Source organism: Rhodoferax sp. (assembly GCF_011391645.1).
Taxonomy (GTDB): Bacteria; Pseudomonadota; Gammaproteobacteria; order Burkholderiales; family Burkholderiaceae_C; genus Rhodoferax.
Genome location: NZ_JAABQC010000090.1, coordinates 1 through 11,824, shown reverse-complemented (window position 1 = coordinate 11,824; position 11,824 = coordinate 1). Strand labels below are relative to the sequence as shown.

Annotated in this window: 14 protein-coding genes; 8 read left to right on the top strand and 6 right to left on the bottom strand. The window is 61.0% G+C overall.

The features are described from left to right. The 5 genes from GPS82_RS11130 to GPS82_RS11110 form a co-directional block, all read right to left on the bottom strand. On the bottom strand, window positions 1–970 hold a 970-nt coding region (locus GPS82_RS11130), incomplete at its 3' end, for a biotin carboxylase N-terminal domain-containing protein (protein WP_296494595.1). A gap of 173 nt (window positions 971–1,143) precedes the next feature. Then, complete coding sequence (locus tag GPS82_RS11125; protein ID WP_296494593.1) at window positions 1,144–1,578, bottom strand: TerB family tellurite resistance protein; 435 nt, start codon at window positions 1,576–1,578, stop codon at window positions 1,144–1,146. 12 nt (window positions 1,579–1,590) lie between these two features. Next, window positions 1,591–1,869, bottom strand: coding sequence for a zf-TFIIB domain-containing protein (locus tag GPS82_RS11120; protein ID WP_296494591.1), 279 nt, complete (start codon window positions 1,867–1,869; stop codon window positions 1,591–1,593). Between the two features lie 24 nt (window positions 1,870–1,893). Further along, entirely contained in the window at window positions 1,894–2,547 is a 654-nt protein-coding gene (locus GPS82_RS11115) for a Bax inhibitor-1/YccA family protein (protein WP_363717501.1), read from the bottom strand. Between the two features lie 83 nt (window positions 2,548–2,630). Then, window positions 2,631–2,972, bottom strand: a complete 342-nt coding sequence (locus GPS82_RS11110; RefSeq protein ID WP_296494585.1) for an HPF/RaiA family ribosome-associated protein — start codon at window positions 2,970–2,972, stop codon at window positions 2,631–2,633. Window positions 2,973–3,073: 101 nt separating this feature from the next. On the opposite strand from GPS82_RS11110, the gene GPS82_RS11105 reads away from it, so the two are divergent. The 5 genes from GPS82_RS11105 to GPS82_RS11085 all read left to right on the top strand — a co-directional run bounded on the left by GPS82_RS11105 (window position 3,074) and on the right by GPS82_RS11085 (window position 9,422). Continuing rightward, a complete protein-coding gene (locus GPS82_RS11105) occupies window positions 3,074–3,958 on the top strand; it encodes a LysR family transcriptional regulator (RefSeq protein ID WP_296494583.1) in 885 nt (294 codons plus the stop codon). Window positions 3,959–4,028: 70 nt separating this feature from the next. Further along, complete coding sequence (locus GPS82_RS11100; protein WP_296494581.1) at window positions 4,029–6,725, top strand: cation-translocating P-type ATPase; 2,697 nt, start codon at window positions 4,029–4,031, stop codon at window positions 6,723–6,725. A 272-nt stretch (window positions 6,726–6,997) separates the two neighbouring features. Further along, the gene (locus GPS82_RS11095; RefSeq protein ID WP_296494579.1) at window positions 6,998–7,195 is read left to right on the top strand and encodes a hypothetical protein; all 198 of its coding nucleotides are present in this window, start codon (window positions 6,998–7,000) and stop codon (window positions 7,193–7,195) included. Between the two features lie 79 nt (window positions 7,196–7,274). After that, window positions 7,275–8,354, top strand: a complete 1,080-nt coding sequence (locus tag GPS82_RS11090; protein WP_296494576.1) for a calcium/sodium antiporter — start codon at window positions 7,275–7,277, stop codon at window positions 8,352–8,354. Window positions 8,355–8,489: 135 nt separating this feature from the next. Then, window positions 8,490–9,422, top strand: coding sequence for a TIM44-like domain-containing protein (locus GPS82_RS11085; protein WP_296494574.1), 933 nt, complete (start codon window positions 8,490–8,492; stop codon window positions 9,420–9,422). 95 nt (window positions 9,423–9,517) lie between these two features. On the opposite strand, the gene GPS82_RS11080 is transcribed toward GPS82_RS11085, so the two are convergent. Beyond that, on the bottom strand, window positions 9,518–9,799 hold the full coding sequence (locus GPS82_RS11080) for a hypothetical protein (protein WP_296494572.1): 282 nt from the start codon (window positions 9,797–9,799) through the stop codon (window positions 9,518–9,520). A 9-nt stretch (window positions 9,800–9,808) separates the two neighbouring features. Between GPS82_RS11080 and GPS82_RS11075 the strand changes: the two genes are divergently transcribed. From GPS82_RS11075 to GPS82_RS11065, 3 genes are all read left to right on the top strand, one after another. Continuing rightward, complete coding sequence (locus GPS82_RS11075) at window positions 9,809–10,705, top strand: D-amino acid aminotransferase (protein ID WP_296494570.1); 897 nt, start codon at window positions 9,809–9,811, stop codon at window positions 10,703–10,705. 19 nt (window positions 10,706–10,724) lie between these two features. Next, window positions 10,725–11,486: a nucleotidyltransferase family protein gene (locus tag GPS82_RS11070; RefSeq protein ID WP_296494567.1), complete on the top strand. Its 762-nt coding sequence runs from the start codon at window positions 10,725–10,727 to the stop codon at window positions 11,484–11,486. A gap of 68 nt (window positions 11,487–11,554) precedes the next feature. Then, window positions 11,555–11,824, top strand: a 270-nt coding sequence (locus GPS82_RS11065; protein WP_296494565.1) for an AAA family ATPase, incomplete at its 3' end; no start/stop codon positions are given.

Below are 11,824 nucleotides of genomic sequence, written 5' to 3'. Positions count from 1 at the left end.
GGGCGCCCTCCGTGACACGGATCTGCGCCTTGACGATGTCGACCCCGGTGACGACTTCGGTCACAGTGTGCTCGACCTGAATGCGCGGGTTGACTTCGATAAAGTAATACTTGCCGCTGTCCACGTCATACAGATACTCGACCGTGCCGGCGTGGCTGTAATTGGCCTGACGGGCCAGACGCAGGGCCGATTCGCACAGCTCCTGGCGGGTGGCCTCATCCATGTACGGGGCCGGCGCGCGCTCCACCACCTTCTGGTTGCGGCGTTGCACCGAGCAATCGCGCTCAAACAGGTGCACCAGGTTGCCATGCTGGTCACCCATGACCTGCACTTCGACGTGGCGGGCGCGGCGCACCAGCTTTTCCAGATAGACCTCGTCGTTGCCAAACGCGGCCAGGGCCTCGCGTTTGGCCAGTTCCATCATCGGGGCCAGGTCGGCCTCGGTTTCGATCACCCGCATGCCACGGCCACCGCCGCCCCAGCTGGCCTTGAGCATCAGCGGGTAACCCACGGTGAGCGCCATGGCTTTGGCGCCTTCAATGTCGTCGGGCAAGGCACCGGTGGCGGGCACCACCGGCACACCGGCGGCAATCGCCACGGCGCGGGCCGCGACCTTGTTGCCCAGCGTGCGCATGACGTCGCCTTTGGGGCCGATGAAGGCAATGCCGGCAGCGGCACAGGCATCGGCAAAGTCGGGGTTTTCGCTCAGGAAGCCGTAGCCGGGGTGAATGGCATCCACATTGGCGGCTTTGGCGATGCGGATGATGTCGTCAATGTCCAGATAAGCCGAGATCGGCTTTTTGCCCGCGCCCACCAGGTAAGACTCGTCGGCCTTGAAGCGGTGCAGCGCAAAGCGGTCTTCATTGGAGAAGATGGCCACCGTGCGGATGCCCATTTCAGAGGCGGCGCGCAGCACCCGGATGGCGATTTCGCTGCGGTTGGCGACCAGAATGCTGCGGATTTTTTTCATGATGATGGCTGCAAAGTGATGAAAGGTATGGGGGTTCTGTGGCGGTGTCAACCACCTGAAACGGCGCACGCAAATAGCGTGCCGTCCGCTCGCATGGTGGTGTTAACCAACCCCTCGTTTCTATCGCAGTGTGGCCAGACATGAAGGCGCTCGCGCCGCCATTCAAGGGAAAACTAACCGGGTCGCGGTGAAACCCCGACATCAAATGAGCCCAGCATCTGGTGGTGCAGGCTCCAATGTGCCACCGCCGCAATCAAGACAACGGATTCACCCTCGGCCACCCGGTCGTCAACTTCGGCCAGCTTGACGCACAGGCTCAGCACTTTGCGACGAAGGGCGGGGTCATCAATATCGCCCATCAACTCTTCCAGAACATACTCATCCACAGGGCAGGCATCGGCCCAGGCAAGTTGCTTGCTGCTCAACAGGTCTTCACAAAACGTGTCGATCACCGCATGTAACGCGTCGCGTTCCAGACCGAGCTGCTGGTGCACCGCAAGCTCATCGAGCAAGGCCAGCTCGGCCTGGCACACATCGCCATCGGCAATCAGGGTCAAGGCGATGATTCTGGCTGCCGCCTGCGGGCTGTTTTTAGGGTATTTGCGCATGGGTCCTCCGCTTCAATCAAAGATGTCGCTTAGCCATGACTTCTTTCGGCCGCGCTGGTGGCCCTGCCCGGTGCGGTAGTCAGAGTCTTGGAAATCAGGCTGTTGGCTGCTGCGTGCCGCTGGCATGGATGCTGGTGCCGCTTGAGGGATGGCTGCACCAGCACGGTCGAGCAATTTGTCGAGTTCGCCCCGGTCCAGCCAGATACCTCGGCAGGTGGGGCAGTAGTCAATTTCAACGCCCTGACGATCGGACATCATCAAGGTCGCATCAGGGCAGGCAGGGCATTTCATGTTTCTCTCCGTTTCAGTCATGGGTTAGTCGTTGGACCCGCCCAAGCCAAACAGGCTCAGCAGGCTGGTAAATAGATTGAACACCGAAACATACAGGCTGACGGTGGCCATCACGTAGTTGGTTTCGCCTCCGTTCACGATGCGGCTGGTCTCAAACAGGATCAAACCTGCCGACAACAAAGCCACCATCGCCGACACCGCCAGACCCAAAGCAGGCATCTGAAAGAACATGGCGGCAATGCCGGCAATCAGCGCAATCACCATGCCGACAAACAGAAAGCCGCCCATGAAGCTGAAGTCGCGCCGGGTCAGCAGCACATAACTTGACAACGCCAAAAAGGTGGCGCCGGTGGTTGCCAGAGCCAGGGTCACGGTTTGCGCACCACCGGGCAAGGCCAGCGAATGCGTCAACAATGGCCCCAGCGTGTAGCCCATGAAGCCGGTCAAGGCAAAGACGGCGGGCAGGGCCCAGCCGCTGTTTCGCAGCTTGACGACAGCATACAACAGGCCAAAGTAGCCCACCAGGGTCAGCACCAAGCCCGGCGCTGGCAGTTGCAGCGTGAGTGTGGTCACCGCCACCCCGGCGCTGAACAGCAGCGTCAGGGCCAGCAGTGCGTAGGTGTTGCGCAGGACGCGCTTGACCTGGTCTGAATGCGCGCCGGTGGACGGCGTGACCATCACCGGGTGTTGGCCCTGCCGATGGGGAAATGGGGAAGAGTTTGTGTTGTCCATGGTGGGTTTCCTGAATGAGGTGCCAGTGTTCAACTGTCGAGTGCAAGTTTGGCGGTGCGACCCCGCACCGGTTTTTGGCTGCGCTGCATGCTGCGCGTCAGCACCCGGGTCGCGCGGGTGAGGGATCGGTCCAGCGCGGTGCGCCAGTCACGCGCCAGGGAAGCGATGACGACCATGCCGGCGCCCTCGGTTTTCAGCGCCACCTGGCAGCGTTTGTCCACGCCGCCTCGCGGGCCATTGACATCCGAGAACTGCACCCTGGCCCAGGGCACCAGCGCTGTCAGGCGGCGCAGGGCAAAGCGCACGCGCTCAATCGACAAGTCGCGCATGTGGCTGCCACCAGCATCACGGGATTCAAAAATGATCTGCATCTGCATTTTCTCCAATGGATGAAAGAGGGCTCAACGATAAGGCTCGAATCAATTCCTAAAAAGCAGATAATTTCTCATTTATAGTCTCTAAAACTCTGATCATGAGCACACTCTTCAACTACAAGCATCTGTATTATTTTTGGGTGGTCGCCAAAGAAGGCGGCATCTCGCGGGCCGCAGAAAAACTGGACATGGCCGTGCAAACCGTGAGTGCTCAAGTGCGGGAACTGGAACGCTCGCTCGGCTACGCGCTGCTGAAACCTGCCGGGCGCGGACTGGTGCTGACCGATGCGGGGCAGGCCGCCATGCAGCAGGCCGACCAGATTTTTCAACTGGGTGAGAACTTGCCGGCGCGAGTGCGTGATGCCACCAGCACGCCGACCATTCGCCTGGCTGTGGGCATTTGTGACGGGTTGCCCAAGCTGGTGGTGCGCCGCCTGCTGCAGCCGGTGATCACCGAGCCCAACTTGCGCTTGCTGTGCAATGAGGGCGAGCTTGACGATTTGCTGGGCGACCTGGCCCTGCACCGGCTGGACGTGGTGCTGTCAGACCGCCCCGCGCCCACCAACCCCAATATGAAGCTCTACAGCCATGCCATGGGGTCGTCCACCACTGCCTGGTATGGCACGGCAGCTCTGGTGGCGTCCGCCAGCAAAAATTTTCCGGAAAGCATGTCCGATGTGCCCCTGCTGCTGCCCACGGCGCACACTGCCGTGCGCGCCAGGCTGGACCACTGGTTTGAGCAACGCGCGATTCGGCCACGCGTGGTGGGTGAATTTGCCGACAGTGCCTTGCTTAAGACTTTTGGCGCCAGCGGCATGGGTGTATTCCCGGCGGCTGAGTGGGCGCATGAAGATCTGCTGGCACACTACGCGGTGCACCGTTTGGGACCCTGCGAAGGGGTGACCGAGCACTTTTTTGCGATTGGCACCGAAAAGAAAGTGCAACACCCGCTGGTTCAGCGCTTGCTGCAACCAGAGCTTTAGCTTGGCAAATTCGGTGTGGTTGGTCTTGTCTTTTGCCCGCCGCTGATGAATAACCGGATTCTTTTCACGCATGGACATTGAACACACCCCTTGGCATGCCCGCTCAAGCAGTGATGCGGCGCTCGCGCTCGACACACATCCGGTCGAGGGCTTGACGACCGCCGCCGTGGCTCAACGCCTGGCCACCTTTGGTGAAAACAAATTGGACGAAGCGGCGGTGCGTCCGCTCTGGCTCAAGTTTGTTGATCAATTCAAGAACTTTTTGGTCATCGTGCTGCTGTTTGCCGCGGGTCTGGCCTGGATCATCGGCGACCTGAAGGACGCGGCCGTGATTCTGATCGTTGTGATCCTCAATGCCGGCCTCGGTTTCTGGCAGGAGCACCGGGCAGAGCGCACGCTGGCGGCGCTCAAGGACATGCTGGCAGCGCACGCGCGTGTGCGCCGTGATGCGCAGGTGACCGAGGTGGCTGCCAGCCAGTTGGTGCCCGGCGACATCGTTTTGCTCGAGGCCGGCGACCGGGTGCCGGCCGATGGTCGCCTGCTGGTGGCGCATAACCTGGAAGCCGAAGAAGCCGCGTTAACGGGTGAGTCCCAGGCTGTGAACAAGCACACCGGCACACTGGACAGCGCTGACCTGCCGCTGGGTGACCGTCTCAACCTCTTGTTCATGAACACGGTGCTGACGCGTGGTCGCGCTGAACTGCTGGTGACCGACACCGGTATGCGCACCGAGATGGGCAAGCTGGCCGGAATGATTGCCAGTGCCGAAGAAGCGCAAACACCCTTGCAACGGCAACTCGATACGCTGGGAAAAAAGCTGGCCGCGATTGCCGGTGCCGTGGTCAGTGTGATTTTTCTGATCGATTTCGTGCGTGGCCTGCCATGGACCGAAGCCGCGATGACCGCAGTGGCGCTGGCCGTTGCCGCGATTCCCGAGGGGCTGCCGGCCGTGGTAACGGTGACCCTGGCGATTGGCATGTGGCGGATGGCGAAAAATCGCGCCATCCTCAAGAAACTGTCCGCCGTCGAGACGCTGGGCTCAACCACGGTGATCTGCTCCGACAAGACCGGCACCCTGACCTTGAATCAGATGACGGCACGCGCGGGCTGGTTTGCCGACCAGCGCTTCACGGTCCATGGCGAGGGCTACCGGGCGGACGGCGCCATCGAGGCCGCGGCCAATTCAGACTTGCGCCCCTACCTGTTACCCATGGCCTTGTGCACTGACTCCCGTGTGAACGACGGGCAGTTGGTGGGTGACCCGACCGAGGGTGCGCTGTGGGTGCTGGCGCAAAAAGGTGGCGTCGATCCGCAAACGGAACAGGCACAGCGCCCGCGCATCGCCGAAATCCCCTTTGATTCGACCCACAAGTTCATGGCCACCTTTCACCATGCGGGTGACGTGGTGGAAATGTTCATCAAGGGGGCGCCTGACGTGTTGCTGGGGCGCGCCGCCCGTTACCTCAGCCCGAATGGCGAGCAGCCCATCGACAGCGCCTGCCGCCTGCGTATCGAACAAGAAAATCTGGCCATGGCTGAGCAGGCCTTGCGTGTGCTGGCGGTGGCGCGCCGCATCATTCCCGCGGCCGAGTTCAATGCGACCGGTGACCTGATGGCGTGGGCTGACGACATAACCTTCCTCGGGCTCGCCGGCTTGATGGACCCGCCACGCGCCGAGGCCAAGGATGCGATCGCCCTGTGTGTGGAGGCGGGCATCCAGGTCAAGATGATCACGGGCGACCACAAGGCAACGGCCGGGGCCATCGCGCGGGAGCTTGGGCTGCGCGGCGACGTGATCAGTGGCGCGGAACTCGACGCGCTGGACGACGCCGCCCTGGCCACTTGCGTGAACCACACCGCCGTGTTTGCCCGTGTCTCGCCCACCCACAAGGTGCGCATTGTCAGGGCGCTCAAAGCGCTCGGCCACGTTGTCGCCATGACGGGCGATGGTGTCAACGACGCCCCGGCGCTCAAAGCTGCCGACATCGGGGTGGCCATGGGCATCACCGGCACTGCGGTCACCCGGGAAGCCGCCACGCTGGTCCTCACCGACGACAATTTCGCCACCATCGTGCGCGCGGTCAAAGAGGGGCGCGTGGTCTATGAGAACATCGTCAAGTTCGTGCGCTTCCAGTTGTCCACCAACATCGCCGCGATTTTGACGGTGCTTGCCGCCACGCTGCTCGGCTGGCCTGCGCCGTTCACCGCCATTCATCTGCTCTGGATCAACATCATCATGGACGGACCACCCGCCATGACGCTGGGTATCGAGCCCGCCCGGCCCGGCATCATGGGCGACAAGCCCCGCTCGCACCGGGTGCAGATTCTGGACCTGAGGCGGCTGCTGCGCTTGGTGCTCTACGGCCTGACCATGATGGTCGGAACCCTGTTCATGTTTCAGCACGGCTTGGCCACCCAAGGGCAGTCTTATGCCCTGACACTGGCTTTCACGACCTTCGTGCTGTTCCAGTTTTTCAATGTTTTCAACGCCCGCTCGGAACACAGCACTGTTTTCAACAAGAACTTTTTCAGCAATGGCAAGCTCTGGCTCGCCTTGGGCGCTGTGCTGGGTATGCAGGTGCTGGCCGTGCACTGGGGCCCGGCTCAGTCCATCTTTGACACTGTTGATCTGACACTCGACGACTGGCTTCTGGCCCTTGCGGTGGCGTCAGCAGTGCTTCTGCTGGATGAAGGGTACAAATTTTTCATGGGGCTGGCGCGAGGCAAACTGATGTCGCCCGGCGCGCTGGACAATTCAAGACCATGAAAAGCTGAAGGCCACAGGCTGTCAAGTGTTGCCGCGGCTTATCGACGAACACCTGTGTTTAATCTGTAAAAGTCATCATCAGAGTTCGTAAAAACGAGATTTTTTCAGCCAGTTTTCCTGCTTTTTCAGAGTTTTCAGCACAGGTATGATCCAGCGACCCCAACATTGGCATACCCGACTCTCATGTTCTCTGCAATTTCAGCACTGTCCGGCCGCGACGTTGCACCGGGCGGCGTGACAACCGGCAAACACAGCGTGCGCGCCGGTAACCCATGAAACTCAGCCGCCTGGTTCAACCGCGCAATCCTCTTTTTTGGCTCATGGTGGTGTTGAACCTGCTGTCCATGGTTTTGGCCTGGGTCACACACACCCAGTCGCCAGTTGCGTTTGTCAGTTCGGTTATTGTTTTGTTTACCATTGGCAATGCGGTGCTGGGTGCCTACCTGATGTGGCGTCTGGTCAACTCGTGAATCCGGATTGCAGCGGCATCAGGGCGAACAAACCACGCGTTACCAATTGAAGCTTTTTCTTTGAATGGACCCTTGAAGCATGACTTATTTACTTTTTTTCGCCGGGCTTGCTGCCCTCATTGTGGGCGCCGACGTGCTGGTGCGGGGCGCCTCACGCCTGGCACTGTCGCTGGGCATCTCACCTTTGGTGGTGGGGCTCACGGTAGTGGCCTTGGGCACCAGCGCGCCGGAGATAGCGGTGTCTGTGGGTGCCGTGCTTGACGGCAAAACTGATCTGGCGGTGGGTAACGTGGTGGGCAGCAACATCTTCAATGTGTTGTTCATTCTGGGCCTGTCTGCCTTGATCGTGCCTCTGGTGGTCAACGTCCAGTTGATTCGCCAGGAGGTGCCCATCATGCTTGGGGCAAGTTTGCTGCTGTTGCTGCTCTCGCTGGACGGACTGCTGAGCTGGAACGACGGCGTGCTGCTGTTGATTTTGCTTGTGGCATACACGGTTTTCCTGGTGGTCCAGTCACGGCGCGAAAGTCAGGCCGCCAAGGATGAGTACGCCGATGAGTTCGCGCCCCAAGGGAAGGCCCCCTGGCTGGACCGGGTCTGGGTGCAATTGCTGCTGATTGCCGCTGGTTTGGCGCTGCTGGTGCTGGGCTCAGAATGGTTGGTGCAAGCCGCCGTGACGATTGCCAAGTCCATGGGCGTCAGCGACCTGGTGATCGCGTTGACCATTGTTGCGGCGGGCACCTCCATGCCGGAAGTGGCCACCTCCATCATGGCGGCGATCAAGGGCGAGCGCGACATTGCCGTGGGAAATGTGGTGGGCAGCAACATCTTCAACGCGCTGGGCTGCATGGGTGTGGCCAGTTTGGTCTCTGGCCAGACTGGGCTGATAGTGCCGCTGGCTGCCATCAATTTTGACCTGTGGGTGATGGTGGCCGTGGCGTTGGCATGTGTTCCCATCTTCATGACCGGGCAGGTGATTGCCCGCTGGGAGGGTGCCGTGTTATTGGGCTACTACGTGGCCTACGTGACCTATCTGGTCCTGGCTGCCATGCAGCATGACGCATTGGGCGCGTTCTCATCGGCCATGCTGAGCTTTGTCTTGCCTCTGACCGTTGTCACTTTGGTGGTGCTTGGGCTACCCAAAGCCACCAAACCAAACTAAGGCAAGTGCGCAAACTTTGGCAGCAGCCCAAACACTCTCATTTTTACGAAGTATTTATCCAGCAAATACTTCTTTTTAAGTGTGTTTAAGAACGTTAACCTCTGCCATGTTTTTTAATTTCAACAGGAGATCCACATGAAGAGATTGCTCTCACTGCTGGCCGTGGTTTTTACCCTCGGCCTTTCAACGGTTGCGATGGATGCGGAGGCCGCCAAGCGCATGGGCTCTGGCAAGTCGCTGGGCACGCAGCGTCAGGCTACCGCAGACAAGGCGCCCACCGCGCCAACCCAGTCGGCCGCAACTGCCGGCGCAGCCGCGGGTGCAGCAGCGCCGTCACGCTCATGGATGGGCCCAGTGGCCGGTATTGCGGCAGGCCTGGGCCTGGCCGCGCTGGCGTCGCATCTGGGCTTTGGCGAAGAGTTGGCCAGCATGCTGTTATTCGGCTTGATGGCAGCCGCCGTGATGGTGGCGATTGGCTTCTTCATGCGTAAACGCGCTGCGGCAAGGCAGTCCGCCGCGTCAGGTCCGGGGGGTTTGCAATATGCGCACGCACGCACCGGTGCGGCACCCTACGCAAGTCGGCCCGAGCAACAGCCCTCCGCCTTCAAGGCGGCCATGCCCGCAGCGGGTAACAGCGCCCTTGGGTCGGGCATCGGCTCAGGCATTGGTGCCGGGGCGACCAGCGCAAGCCGGATTCCGGCCGACTTTGACAGCGCCGGTTTCGAGCGCAACGCCAAAGTGAACTTCATTCGACTGCAGGCCGCCAATGATGCAGGTAACTTTGACGACATCCGCCAGTTCACCACACCTGAAATGTTTGCCGAATTGAAAATGGAATTGGCCGACCGCGGCACCGCCACGCAAAAGAATGAGGTTGTCAGCATCAATGCGCAAGTCCTTGAAGTCGACGAAGATGCCGACCGCTACCTGGTGAGCGTGCGTTTCACCGGCTCAATTCGGGACGACAGCGGCGAGCCCGACGAGTCTTTCGACGAGATCTGGCACTTGATGAAAACCCGCCAGGGCAACAGTGGCTGGGTATTGGCCGGCATTCAACAAACGTCTTGAAGCCTGCTGGGGGCCTGTGTGCTGGCTGTTGACCACGCACACAGACTTCAACTTGAATCGCGCGCAACGAATGCGCGAGTGGCTTGACCGCCTGATTATGCAAACCCCCGGCCTGCGCCAAAGAGTACTTTTGGACGCGCGGCCGGGGTGACGTCCATATTGAGCATTTCCAGTGCCAACTGCGCACACACCAGCGATTCGCGGTTGCAGCTGTATTTGCTGCCCTCGCACAATGGCGCGAAGCCGTTGGCCCTGCTGGAGAATACCTTGGCCACAAACGCCCGCGTGAGCGTTACGCCGCAAAAAGCCGCAGCCTGCCCGGCGCGCGCAAGCTGATCGAACGCCAGCACGCGGGTTTGATGCTTTTCCCCACGCATAATTCGGTCATGAACACCTTACCTCCCCTGCCTTGTTACCTCAACGGTGAATTCACCACCCTGCCCAATGCCAAGATCAGCGTCATGGACCGTGGCTTCATCTTTGGCGACGGCGTCTATGAAGTGGTGCCGACTTACGGCGGGAAATTGTTCCGCTTCGAGCAGCACATGGCGCGGCTCGACCGCAGCCTGGCCGAGTTGCGCATTGCCAATCCCCTGACGCACACCCAGTGGGCAGACCTTGCGCTGCAATTGATGACCACTTACGCCGCCTCACAAGGCGTGGCTGTTGCATCGCTTGACCAGTTGATCTACATCCAGGTCACCCGTGGCGTGGCCATGCGCGACCATGTGATGCCCACCGACATCACACCCACCGTGTTTGTCATGACCAACACCATGAAGCTGCCCACCGAGGCAATGCGCAGCCAGGGCGTGGCCTGCGTCACGGCCGACGACTTTCGCTGGGAAAAAGCCCACATCAAGAGCACCAGCCTGCTCGGCGCGGTGTTTGCGCGCCAGATCAGCTTTGATGCCGGCGCCACAGAAACCATCATGTTCCGTGATGGTTTTTTGAGCGAGGCCGCTGCCAGCAACGTCTGGGTCATCAAGGACGGCAAGGTGCTGGGCACACCCAAAGACCACCTGGTGCTGGAAGGCATCCGATACGGCCTGATTGAGGAAATCTGCCGCGCCCGCGGCATTCCTTTTGAGCTGCGCCGCATCAGCCGCGAAGAAGTTGAAAACGCAGATGAAATTCTGCTGTCATCGGCCACCAAGGAAGTGCTGCCAGTGACCCTGCTCGACGGCAAGGCGGTCGGCAGCGGCCGGCCCGGCCCGGTTTACGCCCAGTTGTTCGCGGGATACAGCGCGGCCAAGGCGCAGGCCCTGCCAGTGACCCCCTGAGCCGGTTCTGCGTCTGACAATGATGCAAGCGCAAGCTGCTCATCCCCCGGCCACCGCCATGCTGCTGGCCGCTGGCCGCGGCGAGCGCATGCGCCCGCTCACCGACACCTGCCCGAAACCGATGCTGAAAGTGCAGGGTAAGCCGCTGATGCAATGGCACCTGGAAGCGTTGCTGCGCGGGGGCTGCCAACAGGTGGCGGTGAACACCGACTGGCTGGCAGAGCAAATCGTGCAGGCCGCGCCAGTGCCCGGCCTGACCCTGCGCTACTCGCATGAAGGCCGCGACTTTGGCGGGGCGCTGGAAACAGCGGGTGGCATCGCCCGCGCGCTGCCGCTGCTGGACGAGGTGTTCTGGGTGCTGGCGGCCGATGTGTACACGCCAGGGTTTGAGTTCAGCCAACAGGCACTTGCGCGTTTTGCCGCCTCGAACAAGCTGGCGCACCTGTGGCTGGTGCCCAACCCGGCGCACAACCCGGGCGGCGACTTTGGCCTGCAAGCGGCAGCGGGTGGCCCCGCGCTGGCGCTCAACCTGGCCAAAGACGACCCGCGCTCGCGCCACACCTTTTCCACCATCGGCCTGTACCGGCGCGCCCTGTTTGAGCCACCCTGGTGCGAGATTGCTGCGGGCAACCCGCAAGGCATCAAAGCACCGCTGGCGCCTCTGTTGCGCCGCGCCATGGATCAGGGCCGGGTATCGGCTGAGCTGTACCACGGCCCCTGGACCGATGTCGGCACGCCGCAGCGGCTGGCCGAACTCGATGCGCTCGTTAAAGTGAACTGAGTGTGTCCTGAAAACACCCTGAAAATCCAAAATGCTCGTTTCGATTTTCAGGGCGCTAATATCTCATCATGATTGACCGGACCCTGCTTTTTGAAGTGCTCACACAGCGACTGGCCGAGTCTCGCGCGCTGGCGCTGCTTGGTGCCAGGCAAGTCGGCAAGACCACACTGGCTCAGCTGTACGCCGCGCATCACAGCTGCGTTTACTTTGATCTGGAGGACCCGCAGTCACTTGAGCAGTTGAGCCAACCCATGGTGACCCTCGATGCAGCCCTGAGCTCTGGACGCACTGTCGTGATTGATGAGGTGCAACGGCGTGCAGAATTGTTTCCGGTACTG